Origin of the sequence: Novosphingobium sp. HII-3, assembly GCF_002916655.1 — a bacterium.
GTDB lineage: Bacteria > Pseudomonadota > Alphaproteobacteria > Sphingomonadales > Sphingomonadaceae > Novosphingobium > Novosphingobium panipatense.
The window spans coordinates 40,175-64,009 of the sequence record NZ_PPSM01000036.1; the positions used below are offsets into that span (position 1 = coordinate 40,175).

General features: G+C 63.0%; 25 protein-coding genes and 2 riboswitches. Of the genes, 14 read left to right on the forward strand and 11 right to left on the reverse strand.

Annotated elements, in window-relative coordinates:
• Positions 1 to 86 precede the first annotated feature (86 nt).
• Both C2R25_RS13165 and C2R25_RS13170 read left to right on the forward strand, forming a co-directional pair.
• A complete protein-coding gene (locus C2R25_RS13165; protein WP_103729650.1) occupies positions 87 to 1,691 on the forward strand; it encodes a phosphoenolpyruvate carboxykinase in 1,605 nt (534 codons plus the stop codon).
• Between the two features lie 149 nt (positions 1,692 to 1,840).
• Positions 1,841 to 2,194 carry a hypothetical protein gene (locus C2R25_RS13170; protein WP_103729651.1) on the forward strand — a complete coding sequence of 118 codons (354 nt, stop codon included), beginning with the start codon at positions 1,841 to 1,843 and terminating at the stop codon, positions 2,192 to 2,194.
• Between the two features lie 40 nt (positions 2,195 to 2,234).
• Here C2R25_RS13170 and C2R25_RS13175 read toward each other — a convergent pair whose 3' ends face one another.
• Positions 2,235 to 4,067, reverse strand: a complete 1,833-nt coding sequence (locus C2R25_RS13175) for a DUF885 family protein (RefSeq protein ID WP_103729652.1) — start codon at positions 4,065 to 4,067, stop codon at positions 2,235 to 2,237.
• 65 nt (positions 4,068 to 4,132) lie between these two features.
• Between C2R25_RS13175 and C2R25_RS13180 the strand changes: the two genes are divergently transcribed.
• Complete coding sequence (locus C2R25_RS13180; RefSeq protein ID WP_103729653.1) at positions 4,133 to 4,345, forward strand: hypothetical protein; 213 nt, start codon at positions 4,133 to 4,135, stop codon at positions 4,343 to 4,345.
• A 39-nt stretch (positions 4,346 to 4,384) separates the two neighbouring features.
• On the opposite strand, the gene C2R25_RS13185 is transcribed toward C2R25_RS13180, so the two are convergent.
• Complete coding sequence (locus C2R25_RS13185; RefSeq protein ID WP_103729654.1) at positions 4,385 to 5,041, reverse strand: alpha/beta hydrolase; 657 nt, start codon at positions 5,039 to 5,041, stop codon at positions 4,385 to 4,387.
• Positions 5,042 to 5,174: 133 nt separating this feature from the next.
• On the opposite strand from C2R25_RS13185, the gene C2R25_RS13190 reads away from it, so the two are divergent.
• The 3 genes from C2R25_RS13190 to C2R25_RS13200 are packed head-to-tail and all read left to right on the forward strand — an operon-like array spanning position 5,175 to position 7,640.
• Positions 5,175 to 6,230 carry a cysteine desulfurase family protein gene (locus C2R25_RS13190; RefSeq protein ID WP_103729655.1) on the forward strand — a complete coding sequence of 352 codons (1,056 nt, stop codon included), beginning with the start codon at positions 5,175 to 5,177 and terminating at the stop codon, positions 6,228 to 6,230.
• Positions 6,227 to 7,306, forward strand: coding sequence for a cysteine desulfurase family protein (locus tag C2R25_RS13195; protein WP_103729656.1), 1,080 nt, complete (start codon positions 6,227 to 6,229; stop codon positions 7,304 to 7,306). The genes C2R25_RS13190 and C2R25_RS13195 overlap by 4 nt, the downstream gene beginning before the upstream one ends.
• Before the next feature lies 1 nt (position 7,307).
• Positions 7,308 to 7,640: a 2Fe-2S iron-sulfur cluster-binding protein gene (locus tag C2R25_RS13200; RefSeq protein ID WP_103729657.1), complete on the forward strand. Its 333-nt coding sequence runs from the start codon at positions 7,308 to 7,310 to the stop codon at positions 7,638 to 7,640.
• Between the two features lie 42 nt (positions 7,641 to 7,682).
• On the opposite strand, the gene C2R25_RS13205 is transcribed toward C2R25_RS13200, so the two are convergent.
• The gene (locus C2R25_RS13205) at positions 7,683 to 8,216 is read right to left on the reverse strand and encodes a type 1 glutamine amidotransferase domain-containing protein (protein WP_283405265.1); all 534 of its coding nucleotides are present in this window, start codon (positions 8,214 to 8,216) and stop codon (positions 7,683 to 7,685) included.
• Positions 8,217 to 8,392: 176 nt separating this feature from the next.
• On the opposite strand from C2R25_RS13205, the gene parC reads away from it, so the two are divergent.
• Positions 8,393 to 10,687 carry a DNA topoisomerase IV subunit A gene (parC, locus tag C2R25_RS13210; RefSeq protein ID WP_103729658.1) on the forward strand — a complete coding sequence of 765 codons (2,295 nt, stop codon included), beginning with the start codon at positions 8,393 to 8,395 and terminating at the stop codon, positions 10,685 to 10,687.
• A 5-nt stretch (positions 10,688 to 10,692) separates the two neighbouring features.
• Here the strand turns inward: parC and C2R25_RS13215 are convergent, their stop codons facing one another.
• The 6 genes from C2R25_RS13215 to C2R25_RS13240 form a co-directional block, all read right to left on the reverse strand.
• Positions 10,693 to 11,340 carry a TIGR02281 family clan AA aspartic protease gene (locus C2R25_RS13215; RefSeq protein WP_103729659.1) on the reverse strand — a complete coding sequence of 216 codons (648 nt, stop codon included), beginning with the start codon at positions 11,338 to 11,340 and terminating at the stop codon, positions 10,693 to 10,695.
• A 94-nt stretch (positions 11,341 to 11,434) separates the two neighbouring features.
• Positions 11,435 to 12,604, reverse strand: coding sequence for a CCA tRNA nucleotidyltransferase (locus tag C2R25_RS13220; protein WP_103729660.1), 1,170 nt, complete (start codon positions 12,602 to 12,604; stop codon positions 11,435 to 11,437).
• 50 nt (positions 12,605 to 12,654) lie between these two features.
• Complete coding sequence (locus C2R25_RS13225) at positions 12,655 to 13,263, reverse strand: CoA pyrophosphatase (protein WP_103729661.1); 609 nt, start codon at positions 13,261 to 13,263, stop codon at positions 12,655 to 12,657.
• A complete protein-coding gene (locus C2R25_RS13230; protein ID WP_103729865.1) occupies positions 13,260 to 13,805 on the reverse strand; it encodes a DUF1285 domain-containing protein in 546 nt (181 codons plus the stop codon). Before C2R25_RS13230 ends, C2R25_RS13225 begins: the two co-directional genes overlap by 4 nt.
• A gap of 66 nt (positions 13,806 to 13,871) precedes the next feature.
• Complete coding sequence (locus C2R25_RS13235) at positions 13,872 to 14,402, reverse strand: GNAT family N-acetyltransferase (RefSeq protein WP_103729662.1); 531 nt, start codon at positions 14,400 to 14,402, stop codon at positions 13,872 to 13,874.
• A gap of 52 nt (positions 14,403 to 14,454) precedes the next feature.
• A complete protein-coding gene (locus tag C2R25_RS13240; RefSeq protein ID WP_103729663.1) occupies positions 14,455 to 15,636 on the reverse strand; it encodes a PQQ-dependent sugar dehydrogenase in 1,182 nt (393 codons plus the stop codon).
• Positions 15,637 to 15,646: 10 nt separating this feature from the next.
• Here C2R25_RS13240 and C2R25_RS13245 point away from each other — a divergent pair, with 10 nt between their 5' ends.
• The gene (locus C2R25_RS13245) at positions 15,647 to 16,270 is read left to right on the forward strand and encodes a ribonuclease HII (protein ID WP_103729664.1); all 624 of its coding nucleotides are present in this window, start codon (positions 15,647 to 15,649) and stop codon (positions 16,268 to 16,270) included.
• Between the two features lie 17 nt (positions 16,271 to 16,287).
• Here the strand turns inward: C2R25_RS13245 and C2R25_RS20250 are convergent, their stop codons facing one another.
• Positions 16,288 to 16,716 (reverse strand): hypothetical protein, encoded by a 429-nt coding sequence (locus tag C2R25_RS20250; RefSeq protein WP_146049667.1) that lies wholly within the window; start codon positions 16,714 to 16,716, stop codon positions 16,288 to 16,290.
• A gap of 83 nt (positions 16,717 to 16,799) precedes the next feature.
• Here C2R25_RS20250 and C2R25_RS13250 point away from each other — a divergent pair, with 83 nt between their 5' ends.
• From C2R25_RS13250 to C2R25_RS13260, 3 genes are all read left to right on the forward strand, one after another.
• Positions 16,800 to 17,933 carry a site-specific DNA-methyltransferase gene (locus tag C2R25_RS13250; protein WP_103729665.1) on the forward strand — a complete coding sequence of 378 codons (1,134 nt, stop codon included), beginning with the start codon at positions 16,800 to 16,802 and terminating at the stop codon, positions 17,931 to 17,933.
• Between the two features lie 96 nt (positions 17,934 to 18,029).
• Positions 18,030 to 19,145, forward strand: coding sequence for a dihydropteroate synthase (gene folP, locus C2R25_RS13255; protein WP_103729666.1), 1,116 nt, complete (start codon positions 18,030 to 18,032; stop codon positions 19,143 to 19,145).
• A gap of 187 nt (positions 19,146 to 19,332) precedes the next feature.
• On the forward strand, positions 19,333 to 19,689 hold the full coding sequence (locus tag C2R25_RS13260) for a hypothetical protein (RefSeq protein WP_103729667.1): 357 nt from the start codon (positions 19,333 to 19,335) through the stop codon (positions 19,687 to 19,689).
• Between the two features lie 78 nt (positions 19,690 to 19,767).
• Here the strand turns inward: C2R25_RS13260 and C2R25_RS13265 are convergent, their stop codons facing one another.
• A complete protein-coding gene (locus tag C2R25_RS13265; protein ID WP_103729668.1) occupies positions 19,768 to 21,186 on the reverse strand; it encodes a sigma-54 dependent transcriptional regulator in 1,419 nt (472 codons plus the stop codon).
• A gap of 211 nt (positions 21,187 to 21,397) precedes the next feature.
• Here C2R25_RS13265 and C2R25_RS13270 point away from each other — a divergent pair, with 211 nt between their 5' ends.
• From C2R25_RS13270 to C2R25_RS13280, 3 genes are all read left to right on the forward strand, one after another.
• Entirely contained in the window at positions 21,398 to 21,523 is a 126-nt protein-coding gene (locus C2R25_RS13270; RefSeq protein WP_103729669.1) for an aa3-type cytochrome c oxidase subunit IV, read from the forward strand.
• 118 nt (positions 21,524 to 21,641) lie between these two features.
• Positions 21,642 to 22,805 (forward strand): deoxyguanosinetriphosphate triphosphohydrolase, encoded by a 1,164-nt coding sequence (locus C2R25_RS13275; protein ID WP_199183843.1) that lies wholly within the window; start codon positions 21,642 to 21,644, stop codon positions 22,803 to 22,805.
• 5 nt (positions 22,806 to 22,810) lie between these two features.
• A complete protein-coding gene (locus tag C2R25_RS13280) occupies positions 22,811 to 23,485 on the forward strand; it encodes an NAD(P)H-binding protein (protein WP_103729670.1) in 675 nt (224 codons plus the stop codon).
• A gap of 130 nt (positions 23,486 to 23,615) precedes the next feature.
• Positions 23,616 to 23,711: riboswitch (glycine riboswitch) on the forward strand.
• 1 nt (position 23,712) lies between these two features.
• Positions 23,713 to 23,834, forward strand: a riboswitch (glycine riboswitch).
• The last annotated feature ends 1 nt before the right edge of the window (position 23,835 follow it).

A 23,835-nucleotide genomic window follows, 5' to 3' on the forward strand; every position in this document is an offset into this window, starting at 1 on the left:
GCCCGGCCTATCGGCGGAACGATTCTTGCGCAGGAATCGGCTTTGCGTTCGCGGAACATCCGCAGAAACGCCATCTTTTGGAGGAGATGACATTGACCACCCTTGGCTATCCGCTCGATAAACAGGGCATAGAGACGAAGGCGCAGATCTTCGCGAACCTCGGCACCGGTCCCCTGGTCGAGCAGGCCGTGAAGAATGGGGAGGGCATGCTTTCGGCAGACGGCCCCTTCGTGGTCGCCACCGGCAAACACACGGGACGTTCGGCAAAAGACAAGTTCATTGTCAAGGATGCCGAAACGGAGAACACCGTGTGGTGGGGCAAGACCAATGTTCCGATGACTCCGGAGCATTTCGCTGCCCTCAAGGAGGATTTCCTCGCGGCGCTTGGCACCAAGGACAAGCTCTACGTGGCGGACCTCTTCGGTGGTTCACAGCCTGAGCACCGCGTAAACGTTCGCGTCATCAACGAGTTCGCCTGGCACAACCTGTTCATCCGCACGCTGCTGGTCCGCCCGACCGCCGACGAGCTGGACGGGTTCGAACCGGAATACACCATCATCGACCTGCCGAGCTTCCGTGCCGATCCGGCGCGTCACGGTTCGCGCAGCGAAACGGTGATCGCGGTCAACTTCACGGAGAAGCTGATCCTGATTGGCGGTACTGCCTACGCCGGGGAGATGAAGAAGTCAGTCTTCGGCATCCTCAACTATCTGCTTCCCGCCAAGGGCGTGATGCCGATGCACTGTTCGGCCAATATCGGACCGGACGGTGACACCGCCGTGTTCTTCGGCCTGTCCGGCACCGGCAAGACCACTTTGTCCGCCGATGCGTCGCGAACCCTGATCGGCGACGACGAGCATGGATGGTCGGACACGGCAGTCTTCAACTTCGAAGGCGGTTGCTACGCGAAGATGATCCGCCTCTCGGAAGAGGCCGAGCCGGAGATCTACGCCACCACCAAGCGTTTCGGCACGGTGCTGGAGAACGTGGTCATCGATCCGGTGACCCGCAAGATCGACCTCGATGACAACTCGCTGGCTGAAAACAGCCGCGGCTCCTATCCCATCGACTTCATCCCGAACTGCTCGGAGAAGAACCTCGGGCCGGTGCCGCAGAACATCATCTTCCTCACTGCCGACGCCTACGGCGTGCTGCCTCCGATCGCCCGCCTTACGCCCGATCAGGCGATGTACCACTTCCTCTCGGGCTACACGGCTCGCGTGGCAGGTACGGAAATTGGCGTGACCGAACCGGAAGCGACCTTCTCCACTTGCTTCGGCGCACCTTTCATGCCGCGTCACCCTTCGGTCTACGGCAACCTCCTGAAGGAGCGGATCGCGAAGGGCGGCGTGAAGTGCTGGCTCGTGAACACCGGCTGGTCCGGCGGCATGGCCACCATGGAAGGCATCAAGCGCATGCCGATCAAGGCGACGCGCGCTCTGCTCAATGCCGCCCTTGACGGCAGCCTGAATGCGGCCGAGTTCAAGGAAGATCCGAACTTTGGCTTCGAAGTGCCCGTCGCGGTGCCGGGCGTTGACAGCAAGCTGCTGGACCCGCGCGGCGCATGGGCCGACGGAGCCGAGTACGACAAGACGGCACAGACCCTGGTCAAGCAGTTCATCGACAACTTCGCTCAGTTCGAAGAGCACGTCGACGAGGGCGTTCGCAAGGCCGCTCCGGTCGCTGCGTAAGCGATCAATCGCATCATGCGAAAGGCCCCGGAACCTCGGTTCCGGGGCCTTTTTCATAAAGACCTCATGCTGGCGCGTGGCGTCTCTGCCACGCCTTCCCAAATAGGGGCTTGGGGGAGCATAATGGCCTTGCAAACGGAGTGAAGCGAATGGGACTGTTCGACGGTATTCTTGAAAAAGTCAGCAATCACTCAGACGTGGGCAACTTGGCGAACAAGATGGGGCTTGATCCCCTTGTCGCGGAAAAGGCCATCGCTGCCTTGAGCATCGCGCATCAGCAGGACGGAGATACGGCTGAACTGGCTGCGGAGCGCAGTGGTCTCGATCTCGACACCGTGAAGGAGATCATTGCACAGATCGGCGGCGAAGGATCGCTCGGTCAGTTCGCTGCTGCCGTCGCCGCCGATCCTGCACGGGTGGCGCGCCTCTTCGATAAGGACGGCGATGGCAGCGTGATCGATGATCTTGCGGGTATGGCCAGAGGGCTATCCGGAAAGAGCTGAGCCCCGGGCGCCCCGGCTCCGTCCGGGGCGCCCGTTACGCTCATACCTTCCGAGCGGCGATGTATTCGCTCACGTTCCGGGCAAGCACGTCAAGCGGCACGTTGCCTCCATCGACGACAGCCTGATTGTAGTCGCGCAGGTCGTAGGATTTGCCCAGCGCCTGCATCGCGCGCGTTCTTTGCGCCACGATCTGGGAATGGCCCATTTTGTAGCCGCAGGCCTGGCCCGGCCAGGAACAGTAGCGGTCCACCTCGTTGACGACTTCCTCCTGCTTGTTGCCGTTCTTCTCCATGAAGAAGCGGACGGCTTGCTCTCGCGTCCAGCCTTTCGCGTGAAGGCCGGTGTCAACGACCATGCGGCAGGCCCGGAAGGCGAGCGATTGGAGATAGCCGAGCCGGCCGACGGGATCATCGTCATACGCACCGAGTTCGTCGGCAAGCTGCTCCCCATAGAGCGCCCAGCCTTCGGAATAGGCGTTGAAAGCGAGCAATGAGCGGATGAGCGGCAGGCGATTGGCGTATTCGCCCTGCCAGACGTGACCCGGAATAGCTTCGTGGTGAACCAGTGTCGGCAGGTCATACGTGCGGTGAAGGCTGGTGGAGCGAAGATTGATCCACATCTTACCGGGGATCGAACCGTCCTTGGATCCGGCGCCGCCATAGGCGGTCGGCGCGCCGGGTTCCTCCGACAGCGGCAGGCGGCGGACCTCCAGATTCCCGGGGACGACCTGGCGAAAAGCACGCGGCATCTGCTGGCGGATCCAGTCCACGCGCTTCTGGATGAATGCGAAGATTTCAGCGCGCCCCGGATCCCCTTCCGCGAACATGAACCGCTTGTCATCGCCGAGGGCGGCCATTCGCTCCCCAACGGAACCCTGTGTGTAGCCCAGTGACCTGAGGATCGGTTCCATACGGGCATGAAGATCGGCGAGTTCCTGAAGTCCGCGCTGGTGGACCTCGTCTGCCGACAGCGTCGTGGTGGTGCTGGCGCGCAATGCCCAGGCGTAGAACTCGCTGCCATGCGGCCTCTCACGCATTCCGGGATCGCTGCGGGCCATCGATCTCTCCCGCTGCAATTCCGCGAGTTGACGCTCCAGCGCCGGGACGACGTCGCCTGCCACGATCCGCTTGGCGTCCGCCCCCCACCGGCTTCCCATTTCCTTCGTCTTGCCCGTGATGGAGATGACGAGGCTGCCCCCTTCGTTGCGGGCGTCGGCGATCGTGCTCGTCATCTGGGCGATGGCGCGATCAAGAAGGAAGTCCGGTGGCACAAGGCCCTTCGCGGCTGCTTCCTCCACACGGGTGCGCTCGCCTTCCAGTTGTGGCGCAAACTGGCTGAGCCGAGAGATCCAGGCATCGGCATCGCCGGGATTGCGGACCGGGTGCTCGGCATCGAGCAGGCGGGGCGTGTCGATGTAGGCGCCCACGTTCTGTATGACGACATAAGGCGTGTTGCGCCAACCTCCCACCGCGACATCGCCGTACGGCAGGGCAAACCCTTCCAGCGCTGTACCAAACGCGCTCTTCACCACCGCCAGGCTTGTTCGGGTTGAGTGATCCAGGCCCGTGGCGTCCACAGCATCGACGCTGGCCAGCGCCTGCCGCAGGGTTGCGGCATAAGCCTCGCGGCCGGACCTGGAGCGATCCTCAAGCCGTGCGCGAAGAGCGGCGTGTTCTCCGACGTCGACGCCAAGGCCCGTGGCGCTCTCCGGCACATGTTGGAGCATGTCCCAGGCGATCTTGTCCAGCAAGGCTGCAGCGCCGCCTTCCTGCGAGGCTGCAAGAGCGCGAACAGGGGCGGCTAGGGTGGCGGTGCCAGCCAGAAGGAGGCTGAGAGCCGAACGGCGCGAAAGGGTGAAGGGTGTATCGATCATGGCCGGACGATGGCCTTGGCGTCCGCACCTGTCAAACCATCGCACGCTGCGCTAATGAATGGCGCATGGACATCGCGCTCTCCCTTCTTGTTCTCACCGTCGTCGCCCTCCTGCTCGGAGCGATAGCGCTGTTTCGGCGTGGCGGGTATACGCGGCAGGCGGTGCTGATGCTCATCCTGGCGGCAATCATGGTTGCCAACGTGGTCATCTGGACCTTGCCGACGCCGCAGGGCACCACTCTGTCCGGCGAGGTCAAAAAGGAACAGGCGCCGGAGTGAGCTCCGACGCCTGTCTGCATTTCACAGGTGCAGCCCGGATTACTTGATCGGGCAGTCCGGCGCGAGCCGCATATCGAGGTAATTGTCGACCGAGCGCATCAGGTCATCCGTTTCATGCTCGAAGAAGTGATTGGCGCGGGGGATCTCGTCGTGATGGATGGTGATGTGCTTCTGCGTCCGCAGCTTGTCCACCAGCTTCTGCACGGCGTTCGGCGTTACGACGGTATCACCGGTGCCCTGGATGATGATGCCGGATGCCGGGCAGGGGGCGAGGAAGCTGAAGTCGTACATGTTGGCCGGCGGTGCCACGGAAATGAAGCCGCGAATTTCGGGGCGGCGCATGAGCAACTGCATGCCAATCAGCGCGCCGAATGAATAGCCGGCGATCCAGGTCGTCGACGCTTCGGGGTGGATGGACTGCACCCAGTCAAGTGCGGCTGCAGCGTCCGAGAGTTCACCGATGCCGTTGTCGAAGCTGCCCTGGCTACGCCCCACGCCGCGGAAGTTGAAGCGCAGCGTGGCGAAGCCGCGGTTCACGAAGGTCTTGTACAGATGCTGCGTGATGCGGTCGTTCATGGTGCCGCCCGCTTGCGGGTGCGGGTGAAGGATCATTGCCACCGGTGCGCGCGGGCGCGTTGCAGGCTGAAAACGACCTTCGAGACGACCTTCGGGACCGGGAAAAATGACTGCGGGCATGTCTGTTTGCGGCCTGACCTGTTGAAACTCCCGCCGTCCGGAAGCGGCGCAAAGGCCGCCATCCGTCGCGGGAGTGGAAAAAGAGACGGTTCGCTATATAGAAATCTTAGTCTCAAAGACAACTTCGCAGGTAATGGCCGTTCCTAACATCTATCTTGACCATGCGGCGACGACGCCGATGCTTCCCGCCGCACGCGACGCCTGGCTTGAAGGGGCCGCGATCTGGGCAAACCCCTCCAGCCCTCACGCGGCGGGACGCGCGGCCCGTGCCGCGCTTGAGGACGCCCGGGCTCGTTTCAAGGCAGCCCTGTCCTGGGAAGGAGAGGTCATTTTCACGTCAGGGGCCTCCGAGGCGCTGGCGATCGGTCTCGGTCACGCAAGAGTGGATCGACGGGTGGTTTCGTCCGTGGAGCATGACGCGGTCTTCCGCGCCGCGCCGGATGCCGAGCGGCTTCTGGTCAGCGACGGTGCCATCGACGAGGCTGCGCTGGCGCAAGCCTTGGGTCGACAAGGGCGCGCAGTGGTGGCGGTGCAGTCGATCAACTCGGAAACGGGAACGATCCTCCATTCGCCCCAAGACGCTTCCCTTGCGCAGCGGGTGCGTGAAGCCGGAGGGATGTTCCTTGCGGATTGCTCCCAGTCGGCGGGAAAACATGCGTTGCCAGAGGCAGACATGATTGTTCTCTCCGCTCACAAGCTCGGCGGACCGGTCGGCATTGGTGCGCTGCTGGTGCGGGATTTCGGTATGCTGGAGCCCACAGGCGGGCAGGAGCGAGGCTATCGCGCCGGGACCGAGAACCTGCCCGGCGCGCTCGCCTTCGTGGCTGCTCTGGAAAAGGGAGGCCCTTCCAGTTGGAGTACGAGCGCTGACGAGAGAGAGGCGTTCAGGCACAAGCTTCAGGCGAGGGGGGAAGTGCTTCAGCCGGGAAAGCCCTGCTCGCACATCATCGCGCTGGTTTCCCCACGCCTTTCCGCCACGGCGATGCTGATCCGGATGGACGCGCGAGGTTTTGCGATCTCCGCGGGAAGCGCCTGCTCATCCGGAACGCTCAAGCAGAGCCGGGTGCTGCAAGGCTTCGGCGTGGATCCGGACATCTCCCGCCGAGCGGTGCGCGTGTCGATCGGGTGGAACACGTCACCCGCTGATCTGGACGCGTTCGCGGCAGCCTGGGCCGACGTGAACGCATGATCTATCTCGACTATCAGGCCACTACGCCGCTCGCTCCCGAAGCCCGGGATGCGATGCTGCCGTGGCTGAGCGGTCCCGAAGCTCCCGGCTTTGCCAATCCTCATAGTTCCCACCGCCCGGGCCGCGCGGCCGCCGCAGCCGTGGAGGTCGCCCGGGCGCAAGTGGCTTCCCTGTTGCCGCCCGGGGGCACGGTGATCTTCACATCCGGCGCGACGGAGGCAATCAACCTCGCCATACGGGGCAGCGGAGCCCGGCACGTGATCGCCTCCGCTGTCGAGCACGCGGCGATTCTGGACACCGCGCGATCGCTGGAAGCGCCCTGTACCTTTATACCGGTCGGTCGCGATGGGGTTATATCGCCAGACCAGCTAGCCGTAACCGAAGCGGGTCTTGTTGCGGTGATGCAGGTCAACAACGAGATCGGCACCATTCAGCCGGTGGAGCAGGTTGCGGCCCGGTGTCGAGCAGGCGGCGCCCTGTTTCTGTGCGATGCCGTGCAAGGCGCGGGGAAGATGGCGGCGCCGCGCGATGCCGACTTGATCGCCATCAGTGCGCACAAGCTCTACGGACCGAAGGGCATCGGAGCCTTGTGGATCAGACAGGGCCTTCATCTTGCCCCGCTGATCCGCGGCGGCGGGCAGGAGGGGGGGCTGCGTTCGGGCACCCTCAGCCCGATGCTCTGCGCAGGTTTCGGCGCCGCAGCGGCCTTAGCGAAGAGGCGGATGGCCGAGGACGCCGCGCATGTGGATTGCCTCTGGCAGCGCGCCAGGGCAATCCTTGCCCGCTGGACGCTCAACGGGTCGGCCACGGAGCGCTGGCGTGGCAACCTCAATCTGCGACTGGACGGCCTCGACGTGGCGCGGCTGATGTCGGATCTGCGGGACGTAGCCTTCTCTGCGGGATCGGCCTGTGCCAGCGGATCCGGCCGGCCCAGTCACGTGCTGCGCGCCATCGGCCTCACGGACGCCGAAGCCAAAAGCTCTATCCGTCTCGGATTTGGACGATATAGTGACATTCGGGAAATAGAGGATGCCTGCGCCAGAATAGAAGCCGCTGCTGCGGCGCAGGGAGTGTGACTTGGTTGACGTCCTGTTTGTGAATACCGATGGTTCCCGGGTGACGGCTCAAGCTGAACCCGGCTCGCGCCTTCTGGAAGTGGCGCAGGATGCAGGCATGCCTCTTGAAGGAACATGCGAAGGCCAGATGGCCTGCTCCACATGCCATGTGATCGTCTCGCCTGACTGGTTCGATAGGCTCGAGCCGGCCTCCGACGACGAGGAAGACATGCTTGACCTCGCCGCTGGAGTGACGCGTACCAGCCGGCTCTCCTGCCAGATCGAACTCACTGACGCGTTGAGCGGAATCGCTATCCGGATACCGGGTGTCTCGCGCGATATGCAGATCGGGTGATATTACTGGTCTGCGGGACGAGGATCGCGCCGGCGCGCCGGTTCAGGCCGCTTTTCGACCGGTGACCGCCTCGATGACGGCGTTCGAAAAGGCCGGAATGTCGTCCGGGTTGCGGCTGGTGATGAGATTGCCGTCCACCACGACTTCCTTGTCCACGACCTGAGCACCTGCATTCCGCAGGTCAGTGCGGATGGACGGCCAACTGGTCACCGTCTTACCTTCGACAAGACCGGCCTCGGCAAGCAGCCAGGGTCCGTGGCAGATCGCCGCAACGGGCTTTTTCGCTCCCGCGAAGGCGCGCACGATTTCGACAGCCCTTTCATTCATGCGCAGCTTGTCCGGGTTGATTTGGCCTCCCGGCAGGACCAGCGCGTCGAACTCGTCTGGGCCGACCTCGTCAAGTCTGCGGTCGACCGACACGCTTTCGCCCCAGTCTCCATCCTTCCAGCCCTTGATCGAGCCGCCTTCCGGGCTCGCGATGATTGTTTCGACGCCGGCTCCGTTCAGCGCGTCGCGGGGGCCGGTGAGTTCGGATTGTTCGAAGCCGTCCGTGGCCATGATGAGTACGCGGGCCAATGCAGACCTCCTGTTCGCTGTGATACTGTTCATGAAAGACCGCGAGGCTCCGCGCAGTTCCTCGCTTCCCGCCTCGTTGTCGCACGGCGGGACCGGCGCAGCGCGCAAGGCAACCTATGGAAAACGGCTGGATTGTGCTTTGGCGGGGGACAGGGCGCTGCTAGGGTCTCCGGACCATGGTGACCACGACCAACGAAGAAGCCGATCCGTTTGACGCCATTATCGACGCGCCGTTCGATGCCGCGTTGTCGGAGCGCTATCTGGTTTATGCGCTGTCCACGATCACGGCACGCTCTCTGCCCGACCTTCGCGATGGCCTGAAGCCGGTTCATCGGCGCCTTCTCTGGGCGATGCGCCAGCTCAAGCTTGACCCTGCCAGCGCCTACAAGAAGTCCGCTCGCGTGGTGGGCGACGTCATCGGTAAGTATCACCCGCATGGCGATGCGTCGGTCTATGACGCGATGGTGCGTCTCGCGCAGGACTTCTCGCTGCGGTACCCGCTGGTCGAGGGCCAGGGCAACTTCGGTAACATCGACGGCGACAACGCTGCGGCCTACCGCTACACCGAAGCGCGCCTGACCAAGACCGCGATCCAGCTGATGGCCGGGCTGGATGAAGGCACGGTCGACTTCATCCCGACCTACAACGGCGAGGAGGCCGAGCCGGAAATTTTTCCGGGCCTCTTCCCCAACCTGCTCGCCAATGGTGCGACGGGTATCGCTGTTGGTATGGCGACATCCATCCCCAGCCACAATGTTGCCGAGATAGTCGACGCCACCTTGTTGCTGATTGACAATCCGCAGGCCGAGCACAGCCAGCTCATGGAGGTGTTCAGGGGGCCGGACTTCGCAACGGGCGGTCTGGTCGTGGACAGCCCCGAAGCGATCAGTCACGCCTACGAGACGGGCAAGGGCGCATTCCGTGTTCGCGGCCGGTTCTCCACAGGCCGCAATCCCGATGGCAGCTGGGAGGAAACCGGGGTCGAGAAGCTCGGCGGAGGGCAATGGCAGCTGATTATCAGCGAAATTCCCTACATGCTGCCCAAGGGCAAGCTGATCGAGCAGATCGCCGCGCTGATCGGCGATCGCAAGCTCCCCATCCTTGAAGACGTTCGGGACGAAAGTGACGAGGAGATCCGCATTGTCCTCGTGCCCAAGAGCCGTAACGTCGATCCGGAACTGCTGAAGCAAAGCCTTTATAAGCTGACCGAGCTCGAAACCCGCTTCAGTCTGAACCTGAACGTACTGGATTCACATCGAACTCCGGGCGTTCTCGGCCTCAAGCTGTTGCTGTCGGAGTGGGTGTACAGCCAGATCGACATCCTGCTGCGACGGACCCGTCACCGGCTCGACAAGATCGCCGCAAGGCTTGAGCTGGTCGCCGGGTACATCATCGCGTACCTCAATCTGGACCGCATCATCGAGATCATCCGTACCGAGGATGAGCCTAAGCCCGTGATGATCGCGGAATTCGAACTGACTGACCGGCAGGCTGAAGCGATCCTCAACATGCGCCTGCGCAGCTTGCGCCGCCTTGAGGAGATGGAACTTCGCCGTGAGCACGAAGCCCTGCTGAAGGAGCAGGACGACCTGACAAAGCTGTTGGAAAGCCCGGCTCGCCAGCGCACTCGTATCAAGCGCGATCTTGGCGCTCTGCGCAAGGACTACGCGGAGGATACGGAGCTGGGACGCCGCCGCACGACCATTGCACAGGCGGCGAGGACGGTCGAGTTCAGCCTCGACGCCATGATCGAGAAGGAGCCCGTCACGGTGATCCTCTCGCAACGTGGCTGGATCAGGGCTGCGCGCGGGCATGTGCCTCTCGATGGCGATTTCAAGTTCAAGGAGGGCGACGGCCCGGCTTTTGCCTTCCACGCGCAGACGACCGACAAGATCTTGATCGCGCTCGACAACGGGCGCTTCTACACGATCGGAGCGGACAAGCTGCCTGGCGCCCGCGGGTTCGGAGAGCCGATCCGCACGATGGTGGACATCGACGCCGAGGCGCACGTCGTGGCAGCGTTCCCGTATCGGCCTAAAGCCCAGCTCCTGCTTGTCTCGAGCATTGGTCGCGGGTTTGCGGCGGAAGCGGACGAACTGCTGGCGGAAACGCGCAAGGGGCGTAGCGTCATGTCCACGAAGCCGGGCGTCAGCCTTGCCGTGGTTCGCGAGATTCCCGCTGAACACGATCATGTGGCGGTTATGGGTGAGAACCGGAAGCTGGTGATCTTCAGCCTCGAGGAGCTTCCTGTCATGAGCAAAGGGCAGGGCGTCACGTTGCAGCGCTACCGGGACGGCGGCATGGCGGATGCGATTACGCTCAAGCTGGAGGAGGGATTGTCCTGGACCATGGGCGGTGAAAGCGGCCGTACCCGGACGGAAAAGGACATGCAGCTCTGGAAGGTGGCTCGCGGCGCGGCGGGCCGACTTCCGCCGGTTGGCTTCCCTCGCGACAACAAGTTCCAGAGCTGACCCGTTCAGCCTTCGTCGACAGCTTGCGGGTGATGAGGGACGAGGATCAGGGTCCTGCCCTCGACCCGCCAGCTCGCGAGGCGTGAGAGCAGGTTCATGCCGATCACGTTTGCGTCGCCCAGGCCCGGCGCGACGACGGCGTCCACCTTCCGGGCGACGACATTGCCCATGCGCAGTTCGTCAATCACGGCAAGTTTTGCTTCGACGGTGCCGTTGGCTGTGCGCATGAGAACCGAACGGTTGAGATTGTTCTCTTCAAGGCCAGCCTCCTGAGCTGTTCCCGGTGATATCGCGGTGAGCGTCGCACCGGTATCGACCAGAAAGTTGCGCTGCACACCGTTCACGGTGGCCTTGATCCAGAAGTGGCCGTCGGGCTGCATGGGTACCCGCGTCTCCCCGCCCTCGACGGTTTGCCGCTCGATGCCGAGTTGCGGCAGCGAAAAATCCATGCCGGTCGTCAGCCGCGTCACCTGGGCGATCGTCAGCAGCATCGCACCGAAGAGCCCCAGGTTGCCGACCGCGCGTAGAAATCCCCCCAGCAGCGGAAGGGGCCGGCGGAGCCACCCGCCAAGGATGCTGACGAAGATGCTTGCCAAGCCGAGGGCAAGAAGCGGCTGACCTGCCAGGAAGTTCAGGATCTGGGCGATGTCCATACAGGCCCTTCCAGCGCGGAGCAGGTGCTCCAGCGCGGCTTTAAATTAAGGTCGACGACCACGATCGAGCATGGCCCCCCGGGGGGCGATCGGGTCATTCGGCGTGCTCCGACAGGATCGTGTCCAGCAGCGCCTCCACCCGAGAACTTTCAGGGAAGCCTTCTAGGATCCATCTGTCTTCCACCTCGCGCAGGATACGAGCGACGGCCGGGCCGGCACTGACCCCGCGCGCAACGATCTGTCCGCCTTTCAGCGGCATCTGAGGAATGTCCCATCCGGTGACCGGCGAAACGTCGGCACCGGCGATCAGGAGGCGGTCAATCGCCGGCTCTCGCCCCAGGCGATACGCGAGTGCCCGGGCATCACCCGGAGAGGCGCTTCGCGCAGCGGCAAGGGAAAGCCGCTTTTTCTGTGACGTGGACAGGCGGAAGCGCGCCGCTACGTTCTCGGCGAGCGAGACCTGCGAGGGCAGCAGTGCGGCGAGGTGCCGGATGGCGTCGGGCGCGATTCCTTGTTTCTCCTCTTCGGCAATCAGCGCGCTCAACGCAGCCGTGTCCGCTTCGGGAAGGATAACAGCGAGAACACCCAACTCCGCCATGCGGCGCAAGGTAGGCGCCGGATCGGCGAGGCCGAGGATGTTCATCATCTCCATTCCCACGCGTTCGCGCGACAAGCCCTTGAGCGTGGCAGCCAGTTCAGCGCAGGCGCTTTCCGCCTCGGCATCCGCAGGTACGGAGCCGAACCGGGCCTGGAACCGGAAGTACCGCAGGATGCGCAGATGATCCTCCCGGATGCGCTGCCGGGCGTCCCCTATGAAACGGACAAGACGCATGTTGAGGTCGCCAAGGCCGTTGAACCAGTCGAAGATTTCGCCAGTCCCCGGGTCGGCGAAAAGGGCGTTGATCGTGAAGTCCCGGCGGGCGGCATCGTCGCGCCATTCGTCCGTGAAGGCCACCGTCGCCCTGCGTCCGTCGGTCGAGACATCCTGCCGCAAGGTCGTGATCTCCACCGGCCCTTCCGGCAAGACGGCAGTCACGGTGCCATGATCGATCCCGGTGGGAACATGTCGGATTCCGGCAGCACCAAGGCGATTGATGACTTCTGCGGGCACAAGGGTGGTGGCAACGTCAATGTCCTTGACGGGAAGACCCAGCAGGGTGTCGCGCACCGCCCCACCGACATAGCGAGCGGCGTCGTGCCCCAGCGCTTGCATTAGGGCGGCGAGGTCCTCGCGGTGCATCCAGGGAGCTTCTAGGCGTGTCATTGGTCGGTGCCTTGGAATGGATCGCGTCCGGCAGGGCAAGGAGCGCGCGATCAGCGCTCGTGCCACTTAAGCCTGTACGCAAGGTTATGGAGAATAGCTCCGGTGACGCCCCAGATCACGTGATCCTGCCGGCCATCGTTCCAGATGATCTCAATGAAGCTGTGCTGGCGCCCTTCATACTCGATGGTGCGCGTGGCCTGATTCACGGGGTCGAGAACGAAGTCGGCTGGCGCTTCGAACCATTGGGCCACTTCTGACGGGTTGGGATAGATCGCGAGGTCGGCCGGCACCACCGCCAGAACGGGAGTGATCTCATAGCCGCTGCCGGTACGATAGAGGTCGCTGGTGCCGATCACCCGGACATCCTGCGCGCGGATGCCAAGCTCCTCGTTGGCTTCTCGAAGAGCGGCCTCGACGGCGTTTTCCCCCGGATCGATGCGACCACCTGGGAAGGCGATCTGGCCGGGATGTGCGCGCATCGTGGATGGCCTGTGCAGCAGCAGGATACCCGGGCGGTCGCTGTCCGTAATCGCTATCAGCACTGCCGCAGGCGTGAAGCTGGTGATGTCGTGGATGCGTGGATCGCTCCAGAGGCGTTGTGGCGCTGCGGCATGGCCGATCTCGAAGCGCCGCCTTATCCCTCCTAGCAAAGCGCTCATGCAGGAACCAACGCGAAACGCAGGCCCATGCTCTGAACAGTAAGGTCGACATTATCAATGGCGATTTCAGCGAGTTGGGCATAGGTGCTGCGATCGAGTCGAGCACGCGTGCCGTTCCGCACGCCTATGTACAGCGCGGGAGTGTCAGGGTCCCCCTCGGCGACGATGGGGTGGTCCGGCCCGGCAATCACAAGCTCATCGGTGTTCAGTCGAAACGCGAGGGCGTCCTTCTCCTGCTTCATGTCGATCGCCATGAAAGCCGCATCTTCCACCTCGATGGTGAGCCGTTGCGTCGGAGTGACCAGCCAGTGCTGCCCCTCCGCATCACAGGTTAGCAGAGAGGCGAACGCCCGGACCATGGCAGGCCGTCGGATTTCTCCGCCCTGATGATACCAGCGGCCGTCCGCCGCAATGCGCATCTCGCTGTCACCCTCTGCCTCGGGAGACCACTCTGCCACGGGCGGCAGCCTGCGGGCCGCGACAAGGTCGGCAATGTCAGCAAGGCTCAGCGGGGCAAGGTCGGGAGGTGGATCGTAGGGCATCGTTTCGCGATGCCAGATAGGTGCTTCTGCGCCAAGGTCCAAGAACCAAGGCCAAATGTGGAGCGATTATCGCACCCAGGGACCGAGCATGCCATGCTCCGGCAGCACGGCGGCATTAGGGCAGCGGACAAGCAGACGGTGACGTTCGAACGGCCCCGGCAGATCCCACCCGGCGGTGCCTGCGTTGGAGAAACCCCAAAAGCGCCCGTAGTACGCGGGATCACCGATCATGACCTGGGGCAGGGGCGCGCGATCGTCGATCCCGGCCATGCTGGCGGACATGAGCGCCTTGCCGTAGCCCATCCCCTGATGCCCCGGAAGAACGGCGACGGGTCCTACCATGATCATCGGATGAGCCCGGCCTTCAGGGGTCGTCAGCGCGACCGGCCAGCACTGGATGGTTCCCACCAGCATGTCCTGGGCGTCGAGCGCAGCGAAGCTGAGGCCTCCAAGGCATTCCACGCCTTCACGCACCTTGTAGGCGGTGCGCGTACGTCTTTCCGGTTCGAACGCCGAGTCCAGCAGCGCTTCAACAAGCGCCGGGTCGACATTATCGAGAGGAATGATGGTGGCGGCTTCGAAGTCGGTCTGGGACATTGCGGGCGCGCGATAGGAGCGGCGCGCCCGTTTGTCGATTCAAATCGGATAATCAGCGCGCCGCCGTAAGCCGGAGGAGCCGGCCGCTTTCAGGACTCTCTCCATCCTCAAGGAGCCAGATCGCGCCATCTTCGCCCTGGCGGATCTCGCGGATACGGTTCGAGAGCGGATAGCGCGCTTCCTCCTGTGCCTTGTCTCCGCGGATCGAGACACGCACCAGTCCGGTCGCAACCAGACCGGTGATCAGCGCCTGCCCCTTCCATGCCGGGAACATGTTGCCGGTGTAGAAGATGAAGTCGCCGGGAGCGATGACGGGGTTCCAGGTGATCGCCGGTCGGGCAAGATCCGGTCGCGTCGAGTTGCGCGGGATTGCCCGCCCGTCGTAATGATCGCCGTCGGATACGAGGGGCCAGCCGTAGTTGGCGGCCGGCTTGACCAGGTTCAGTTCGTCACCCCCCGCAGGTCCGTGCTCAAGATCCCAAAGACGTCCTTCAGGATCGAAGGCAAGGCCAAGAATGTTGCGGTGGCCATACGACCAGATCTCGTTTGTGGGCGCAGGCTTGTCGGCGAAGGGGTTGCCGGGAGCCGGCGTGCCGTCCGGCAACAGCCGCACGATCTTGCCCAGCGTGGTGCCGAGATCCTGTGCCGGGGTCATCTTCTGGCGATCGCCCGATGCCACGAACAGATACCGCCCGTCGGGAGAGAAGGCGAGGCGATGCGAGTAATGGCCACGCCCCGTGACCTTCGGTGTCTGGCGCCAGATGACCTTCAGGTTATTGAGGGAACACTGCGTCGGTGCCTCGCAAACGAGGTCTGCCCGACCGACTGCCGCGCCACGTGTATCACCGGATCCCGCTTCTGCCCAGCTCAGGTAGACCGTTCGGCGATCAAGCGTGGTGCCCGTCTGCCCGGGAGCGAAGACGAAGTCTCCCAGACCTCCTTGGCCGCCGTAATCGACTGTGGGAATACCGGTAACCTCGCCCAAACGGCCATCAGGGGTGCGAAAGCGGATCGCGCCCTTTCGTTCGGTGACGAAGATGGTTCCTGTACCCGCGTCCACGGCCATGGCCCAGGGCTCTTCGAAGGAGGCGACGGCATCGATCTTGAAGGGCGCCTGGTCGCCGGCAGCGGCCGGGGTTGTGCCGGCCCCCTTTTCCCCTGTGGCGGCATTACCGCAGCTTGCGAGCGCCACGGCGAAAGGCGATAGGGCAATGAGGAGTCGTCTTGCGATCATGTCGGGGCCAATGCTTTCCTGTTTCACAAGTTCCGGTGACACGAAACGGTACACGATCGGCGTTGACGAAGCCGGGCGTGGTCCGCTCGCCGGACCGGTGGTGGCAGGCGCCGTTGTCCTGTGCAAGCCCCGCCCCGCAGGGCTTGATGATTCCAAGAAGCTGTCGGCAAACCGTCGCTCCGAACTGGAGGAGCGGATCAAGCGACGGTGCCATTGGGCAGTTGGCGTCGTCGAGGTGGACGAGATCGACCGCCTCAACATCTTTGGCGCCACGATGCTCGCGATGACGCGGGCGGTCCAGGCTTTATGTGAAACAATGGGCGAGGAGCCCGGAGAAGTCCTCGTCGACGGGAACATGACTCCCGCAGGTCGGCGGGATGAGTGGCGGTGGAACGCACGTGCAATCGTAGGCGGCGACGCGATCGAGCCGTGTATCTCAGCGGCATCGATCATAGCCAAGGAGCATCGCGACCGTATGATGCGCGATCTGGCCGCGCAACACCCGCATTACGGGTGGGAGCGAAATGCCGGGTATGGCACGCCCGAGCACCTCGCTGCGCTGCGGCAACATGGTCCAACCTTGCACCATCGCCGCAGCTTTGCGCCCGTGGCGCAGCTGCAGCTACTTATCTAGGCGCCGGGACGCGCAGCTCAGGCTGCGAGTGGAAGCCGCTTGGCTTCGACTTCTACTGGAGTCGGAGAAGCGGCCGGTCCCGTGTTCGTCGACAGGGCGTGGATGTCGGACCCTGCGATGTAGCGTTCAGCGAGCACGACGTCGCGGCGGTAGGCGAAATAAAGTGAAATCAGCGAAAACATGGCAAACTCACACGTAAGGGGTTGTTGCTGCATTGCAGCATGCAGCCCCATTTGGCGGTGCAGAGTTGTTGCGGCAAATGCATGGTTCCGCAGTGCAGTTGCCAAAGGTGCAATGGTTTGAGACGACTGGCGGGGCTCATCAAAAAAGTTATCCACCTCAAGCCGGCGGCAGCATGCACCACATCTTGAGTCATCGTGATTCGGACGCGCTGATATCTTGTGTCGGATTCCTTTTGTTCCCCCGTTGCTGAACAGGTGAATCACGAGGTTTTTCCGCGAGTCGCGGCTTGACGCAGAGTCCCGGATGAATCACCCTAAAGGCATATCCACAGTTTATCGGAGCAGTCATGGGGCAGATTTTGGTCAAGGAACGCATTCGGGCAAAGGCGCCTGCGCCGACCCCGAAGGAGCTGCTTCCGCTCGGCCACATCATCCCGGGTGACTGTATTGAAGCGATGCGCACCATTCCCGACGCCAGCGTCGACATGGTGTTCGCCGATCCTCCGTATAACCTGCAGCTTGGTGGCGATCTCGCGCGGCCGGACGGCAGCCACGTCGATGCCGTGACGAACGACTGGGACAAGTTCTCCAGCTTCGCCGCCTACGACCAGTTCACGCGTGACTGGCTGACCGAAGCGCGCCGCGTGCTGAAGCCGGAAGGTTCGCTCTGGGTGATCGGCTCGTACCACAACATCTTCCGCCTCGGCGCGATCATGCAGGACATGGGGTTCTGGATCCTGAACGACATCGTGTGGCGCAAAGCCAACCCGATGCCGAACTTCAAAGGCACCCGCTTCACCAACGCGCACGAGACGCTGATCTGGGCGAGCATGGGTGAGAAGTCGAAGTACACTTTCAACTACCGCGCCATGAAGACGCTCAACGACGAACTGCAGATGCGTTCCGACTGGGTCCTGCCGATCTGCAACGGTGCCGAGCGTCTCAAGAAGGGAGGACGTAAGGTTCACCCGACGCAGAAGCCGGAAGCGCTGCTGTACCGCGTGATGCTGGCCACGACCAACAAGGGCGACGTGGTTCTCGATCCTTTCTTCGGGACAGGCACCACCGGTGCCGTAGCCAAGCGTCTGGGCCGCGAATGGATTGGCTGCGAGCGGGAGAGCGACTACCGTGAAGCAGCGCTCGAACGTATCGAGATGGCGCTGCCTTTGGACGAGAGTGCGCTCAAGACGATGCAGTCGAAGCGTTCAGCGCCCAAGGTGGCGTTCGGCACGCTCGTTGAAACGGGATGGATCGAACCGGGAACGCGGCTGTTCGACAAAAAGCGGCGTCACGTCGCAACGGTGCGAGCCGATGGGTCGCTTCTGGCGGGAGATGTCAGCGGCTCGATCCATGGTGTCGGCAAGGATCTGCAGGGGGCGCCGTCATGCAACGGCTGGACCTTCTGGCATCTGGAGCATGAGGGCGAGGTCAAGCCTGTCGACGCGATCCGCCAGTTGTATCTCCTCGCCACGGAGCCGTGATGAGCCATCGCGCTGGGAACTCCGTGCCCGGGTCAATCGGGTCAATCATGACGTCGATGCTGTTCGATATTGTTCCGCTCCCGGCAGGCGCCTGAGATGACACGCAAGATCTACATCCGCCCGATCGGCATGGCCGAGAGCCCTCAGAGCGAGGACGGGGAGGCAATCCGTTTAGCCGGTACGATGGTCTGGGCCAATCGCTTCGCCATCATCGTGCGGGATGGACGGCGCACGATCTCCCGGTCCCGCGTATCGTCCGCCGAAATGCCCCAGGCGCTGGTGGCGCTGCCGGATGATCTTGGAGCATCGGCGGAGAGGCAATGGGCTAACCTGCGCAGGGTTCACGGTCCTCTCCAATGTGGCACACGCGTCATTCGCTTCGAGCAGCCGCAGGTCATGGGCATCCTGAACATGACACCGGACAGCTTCTCCGACGGAGGCAAGTTCCTCGACGACGCGGCAAATGCCTCGGCTCACGCCTCAGCCATGCTCGAAAGCGGCGCGGCGATCATCGATGTTGGCGGCGAGTCCACTCGGCCGGGGGCTGCCGCGGTCTGGGAAGGGGATGAGTTCAAGCGGGTGATCCCCATGGTGGAACGTCTTGCCGCCATGGGTGCGGCGATAAGCGTGGACACCCGCCGCCCCGCCGTGATGCAGGCATCGCTCGCTGCGGGAGCGCACATTCTCAACGATGTGTCGGCCTTGCGATACGATCCAAGAAGTTTGGAACTGGCCGCGGCGGCTGCTGCACCTGTGGTGCTGATGCACGCTCCCGGTCCGGGAGACGATCTTCACACCGGCGGCGACTTCGACGATGTTGCGCTTGATGTGTTCGACTGGCTTGCCGCCCGGCGCGATGCGTGCCTCGCCGCCGGCGTACCGGGTGATCGCATCCTCCTTGACCCCGGGTTCGGCTTTGGCCTGACGCTGGCGCAGAATCTGGCGCTGTTCAATGCCCTCCCTCTCTTCCACGCGCTCGGTCATCCGCTTCTCGTCGGCGTCAGCCGCAAGCGAATGATCGGTGCTCTGTCGAATGAGGCCCCCGCGCATGAGCGGCTTGGTGGATCCTTGGCTCTTGCCGTCAAGGCCATGGATGCAGGGGCGCATGTCCTCAGAGTGCATGATGTCCGGGAGACAATACAGGCTGTCCAGGTTTGGCGCGGTCTGCGGGATGCGGCTCTGACGGATTTCTCCTGCACACCCGATGCGTAAGCTTGCGCCTCGATGAACCCAGGGTTTCTGCGGGATGAACGAGCGGCTCATGAAAGCGCGCCCGTGTCAAATTGCCGCATTCGGGGCTCCTTTCGTCACGTCAGTTGACGCAAAACGCCCTTATCCCCGTTTCACTTCTGAGCGAGGCAATTCCGCTTCGCATGGAAAGCAGAAAAGGGGTTAACCCATGAAGCAGACCACCATTCTTCGCGCCGCCGCGCTGGCCCTTGCCGTTGCACCTGTAACCGCCATCGCCGTTGTCCCGACCATGTATGAGGAGACGGCGGCCCGGGCTGAGGAGGATCGTATCATTCGATCGCCCATCGGCGGGATCGAGGGCAAGCACTGGTTCAACTATCGGGCCAATGTGAACGAGACTCAGAAGGAACTCTCGTCCGACCTTCGCCACGCCAGCGACATCGAGGATCAGCGGGACGCCTGGGAGGAATACGGCACCGAACTGCGCCACGAACGCGGAACGTACGTAAAGGCGATGGCGAAGCGTGGTTATCGCGTGCCAACTGTTTACATCGAAAATCTCTAAACCAACAACCCGCAACTGCGTTGCCGGGCTGCTCACGCGGTCCGGCAATTGCCTTTCGACTCTACCCAAGCAGCAGCTTCAGGCAGCGTTGTCGATCCCCAGTTCAGAGAGCTTGCGATAAAGCGTGGATCGACCAATGCCCAGGCGCCGGGCCACCTCCGTCATTCTGCCGCGGTAAAGGCCAATGGCCAGCCGGATTACATCCGCTTCGATTTCCTCCAGCGGCCGCAGATGACCATCCGGCGTGTAGAGCATCACGCCGGCACTTTCGGGCATCGCAGGGGCTGTGGATAAGGTTGTGCCCAAGATGTTCACAAGCTGGGGGAAATCTTCGGACGTCAGGGCGTCCCCCTCGCAGAACACAGCTGCGCGGAACAGAACGGTCTGTAACTGGCGTACATTGCCGGGCCAGTCGTAAGCGGCCAGCAGAGAGAGGGCGCCGTCAGTGATGCCAAGCTCGCGCAGACCCGGCTGTTCACCGATCCGCGCCAGGAAGAAACGGGCAAGGGCAGGGATGTCTCCGGTTCGTTCCCGCAAAGGCGGCAGCGTCACTTTCGTCGGTGAGAGAGCGGCGAGCAGTTCCGGATCGAAGTGGCCCTGGTCCGCCAGGTCCGCCAGCGGCAGGTTGCTGGCGGTGATAAGGCGCACGTCAACGCGGAAGGAGTGGCGCGCACCGATCGGGCGGCAGTCCCCTTTCTTCACCGCTTCAAGCAAGCGCTCCTGCACGGCGGGAGGAAGGCGGTCGATCTCATCCAGCGCCAGGGTAGCGCCGTCGCAGTGTTGGAGTGCGCCGACCTGGCGATCGAACGCGCCGGGGAATGCGCCTTTCTCATGGCCGAAAAGAACCGATTCTATCGAGTTCGCAGGAACCCCTTCAATGTTGATGATCCGAAGCGGCATGCGGGCACGCGGGGATGCCGCATGCATGGCCCGGATCAGCATCTCCTTGCCTGATCCGCTTTCCCCTTCGATGAGAACAGGCGCGTGCCCCCGGGCGGCTTTCGCCGCCACCGCCAGAGCCTTGCGGAAGTTGGGCGCGGCGCCGATCATCGATTCGAAATCGGGGTTCGACGGCATCTTCTCGGTTAACGGCGCCAGCTCGTCACGAGGTGCTTCCTGCGTCGTGGCCGAACGCAGGGCGTGCATCAGGCGATCAGGAGCGACCGGCTTTACGAGATAGTCGGTCGCGCCCGCACGCATGGCCTCGACGGCAAGCACGGGGGAGGTGCTCGTCGTCAGCATCAGGATCGGCAGGGCCGGCCGGCGGGACTTGAGCTCCGAGATCAGCGCGCAGGCCTCGTCACCCGGCACCCCCTGGTCAAGGATGATGGCCGAGAGCTGCATGCCCTGCCGCGTACCGAGAGTGGCGATCGCGGTTTCGGCATCGCGCACGATGAGCGTCCGCCATCCTTCGCGAGATGCCAGCGCGGAGATAAGGCGGCTTTGCGCGGGTTCATCGTCGATGAGCATGAGGAGGCGCTGATCAAGATCCGCCATGGGTGTCGCCGTTTCTACCGCCTCTGGTTACGAATGAGACCACTTAAGGGAAATGGGTAAAGACGCTGTTAAGTGCCGGCCTGTCGGTTGGTGTGCTGGACCCGGCGGTGTGGATGCTGCGTTTCCGCGATGTTCTCTCTTGGTGCTTGAGCGCATGTAATCGTAACGCTAAGGCTGCGGAACAGGTAAACAGTTTTGGGGTGAAGAGACAATGGCGTCCGGACACGACATCAAGTCTGCAACGCAGACCTATAATGGCTTCGTGAAAGCTTCGACCTGGGGTGCTGCGATCACTGTCGTCATCGTCGCCATGGTCGTGGGCATCATCGCCTCCTGAGGCTCATCCGTTTCGGCCCCGGCCCTGTGGCGGTGCTCTTGTGCGGTGACAGTTCAACCCGCTAGGGCGAGGCAAGCAGTTACCATTCGCCTTCGCGGAGCCCGCGCGCTTGACCTTCATACATGCCTTGGCCCCTTACGCCTCCAACCCCGCCCGCACTCGTGGGCGGGAGTTCTCCATCGAGAACGGCCTGCCTCGTGGCGAAAGAAGCCCGTACCAGCGGGATCGGGACCGGATCATCCATTCGATCGCCTTCCGCCGCTTGCGTTACAAGACCCAGGTCTTTGTGGCGCCGGACGGGGATCACTACAGGGTCCGGCTGACGCACAGCCTTGAGGTGGCACAGATCGCGCGCGTGATCGCACGCATCCTCCACCTCGATGAAGATCTTACAGAAGCTTTGGCTCTGGCCCACGACATCGGGCACCCGCCCTTCGGGCATGCCGGAGAGGACGCGCTGAACGCGGCGCTGCACAAGGCGGGCGGTTTCGACCATAACGCTCACACACTGCGCACGTTGATGCGCCTCGACAGTCCGTATTGCGAGCACGATGGCCTGAACCTGACCTGGGAGACATTGGAAGGGCTTGCCAAACACAATGGGCCGGTCCTTCAGCCGACTTGGGCGCTGGCCGAACTGGACGCTGCCTACAACTTGGACTTGGGAACGCACGCGTCGCTTGAGGCTCAGGTTGCCGCTCTCTCGGATGATATCGCTTACGACAATCACGATATCGATGACGGGCTGCGAGCTGGATTCCTCGAACTGGAAGAGGTTCTCGCTCAACCTTTCGTTCGGGATCACTGGAAAGAGGTGGAGCGGCGTTATCCCAACGCTCCGCTGGACCGCCAGCTTGCCGAACTGATCCGCACGCAGATCGGTGTCATGGTGAACGATCTTGTGGCGCAGACGCGCGACAACCTCGTCGGGATCAAAAGCGTCGATGATGTACGTGCGGCGGGGAGGGCGCTCGTGGCTTTTTCGCCGGAAATGGCCGAGGCCGAACGAACCTTCAAGCGGTTCATGTATGATCGTCTGTACCATCACCCGGAGCAACTGGAGACGGCGCGCCGCGCACGGGCGCTGCTGGCGGAACTCTATTCTGCCTATTCTCAGGAGACGGTTCTGATGGAAGACAGCTGGATCGATACCATGCCGCGCTTCGAACCGGCCCGCAGTCGCCACATAGCGGATTACATCGCCGGCATGACCGATCGTTTCGCCATCGCGCGCCATGCCGAGATCTACGGGCGCACGACCGAAGGCCTGAGCAACGTCTGATAGTGATGAATTCGAAGCTACGTCGCATCTGCCTGGTCGGCGCGACCGGACTGGTTGGTTCAGCCATCATGCAGCATTGCACAGGGCGCGATGACGTTCACGTGGTGGGGGTCGGGCGCAGGCGCAGCGAAACAGTTCCTCCTGGTGCCGAGTTCCTGGCAGGGGAGCCAATCGACTGGCCCAGCCTCATCCGCGAGTCCCGGGCCGACGTTCTTGTCTGCGCCTTGGGAACGACGATGAAGGCTGCGGGCAGCAGACCGCAGTTCCGAGCCATTGATCATGATCTCGTCCGGTACGTGGCTGAAGGTGCCGTGGCAGCCGGTATCACGCACATGATCGTCGTTTCATCGGTGGGCGCTGACCGACAAAGCCGCAGCTTTTACCTGCAGGTAAAGGGCGAGACGGAGGATGCACTTGCACGCTTGCCGTTGAAACGCCTCGACGTGCTGCGACCAAGCCTGCTTCGCGGTCGAAGAGGCCAGTCACGTCCGTTGGAGCGGCTGGGGCAATTGACGGCTCCTGCTGTCGGAGCGCTCCTGTTTCATGGGCCTCTGCGCCGCTATCGTTCCATCCGCGCATCCGATGTGGCGAAAGCGATTGTAAGTCTGGCCGAGCAACCCGTGGAAGGCAGGTTTGTTCACGAGTTTGACGCGATCGTGCAGGCGGCCAGCCGCAAATGAAATCCGGCACCGCCGCCGACCCAGGCCGCCGGATCAACATCCTAAACCTCGTTTCAATCTTTATCGCCGACGGTTGCGCCATCGCAACGTTGACTTGCGCGAGGCGCTCACCCAAGGCTGTCGGCACTCGCTGACACGCGCGGGAGAGACCAGACCGATTCGTCGGGAAGGCGCCGAAGGAGCAACCGCCCCGGAATCTCTCAGGCAAAAGGACCGCGCAGCGTCGAAAGCGAGCCTCTGGAAAGTGCCCCGCTTCCATCCGATGCGTGGCCGCCGACGGTGTAACCCAACTCATCTCATCCGGGGTATGTTGGGGAAGCTCTCAGGTTTCCGTGACAGAGGGGGCACCG

Bases quoted from the DNA above. Each gene is read 5' to 3' on its own strand.
- C2R25_RS13245 (WP_103729664.1), top strand. From the start codon at position 15,647: ATGCTTTCCTGTTTCACAAGTTCCGGTGACACGAAACGGTACACGATC.
- C2R25_RS13235 (WP_103729662.1), bottom strand. From the start codon at position 14,402: ATGTCCCAGACCGACTTCGAAGCCGCCACCATCATTCCTCTCGATAAT.
- C2R25_RS13260 (WP_103729667.1), top strand. From the start codon at position 19,333: ATGAAGCAGACCACCATTCTTCGCGCCGCCGCGCTGGCCCTTGCCGTT.
- C2R25_RS13170 (WP_103729651.1), top strand. From the start codon at position 1,841: ATGGGACTGTTCGACGGTATTCTTGAAAAAGTCAGCAATCACTCAGAC.
- C2R25_RS13165 (WP_103729650.1), top strand. From the start codon at position 87: ATGACATTGACCACCCTTGGCTATCCGCTCGATAAACAGGGCATAGAG.
- folP (WP_103729666.1), top strand. From the start codon at position 18,030: ATGACACGCAAGATCTACATCCGCCCGATCGGCATGGCCGAGAGCCCT.
- C2R25_RS13270 (WP_103729669.1), top strand. From the start codon at position 21,398: ATGGCGTCCGGACACGACATCAAGTCTGCAACGCAGACCTATAATGGC.
- C2R25_RS13240 (WP_103729663.1), bottom strand. From the start codon at position 15,636: ATGATCGCAAGACGACTCCTCATTGCCCTATCGCCTTTCGCCGTGGCG.
- C2R25_RS13265 (WP_103729668.1), bottom strand. From the start codon at position 21,186: ATGGCGGATCTTGATCAGCGCCTCCTCATGCTCATCGACGATGAACCC.
- C2R25_RS13175 (WP_103729652.1), bottom strand. From the start codon at position 4,067: ATGATCGATACACCCTTCACCCTTTCGCGCCGTTCGGCTCTCAGCCTC.
- C2R25_RS13190 (WP_103729655.1), top strand. From the start codon at position 5,175: ATGGCCGTTCCTAACATCTATCTTGACCATGCGGCGACGACGCCGATG.
- C2R25_RS13185 (WP_103729654.1), bottom strand. From the start codon at position 5,041: ATGCCCGCAGTCATTTTTCCCGGTCCCGAAGGTCGTCTCGAAGGTCGT.
- C2R25_RS13220 (WP_103729660.1), bottom strand. From the start codon at position 12,604: ATGACACGCCTAGAAGCTCCCTGGATGCACCGCGAGGACCTCGCCGCC.
- C2R25_RS13230 (WP_103729865.1), bottom strand. From the start codon at position 13,805: ATGCCCTACGATCCACCTCCCGACCTTGCCCCGCTGAGCCTTGCTGAC.
- parC (WP_103729658.1), top strand. From the start codon at position 8,393: ATGGTGACCACGACCAACGAAGAAGCCGATCCGTTTGACGCCATTATC.
- C2R25_RS13215 (WP_103729659.1), bottom strand. From the start codon at position 11,340: ATGGACATCGCCCAGATCCTGAACTTCCTGGCAGGTCAGCCGCTTCTT.
- C2R25_RS13225 (WP_103729661.1), bottom strand. From the start codon at position 13,263: ATGAGCGCTTTGCTAGGAGGGATAAGGCGGCGCTTCGAGATCGGCCAT.
- C2R25_RS13280 (WP_103729670.1), top strand. From the start codon at position 22,811: ATGAATTCGAAGCTACGTCGCATCTGCCTGGTCGGCGCGACCGGACTG.
- C2R25_RS13195 (WP_103729656.1), top strand. From the start codon at position 6,227: ATGATCTATCTCGACTATCAGGCCACTACGCCGCTCGCTCCCGAAGCC.
- C2R25_RS13250 (WP_103729665.1), top strand. From the start codon at position 16,800: ATGGGGCAGATTTTGGTCAAGGAACGCATTCGGGCAAAGGCGCCTGCG.
- C2R25_RS13180 (WP_103729653.1), top strand. From the start codon at position 4,133: ATGGACATCGCGCTCTCCCTTCTTGTTCTCACCGTCGTCGCCCTCCTG.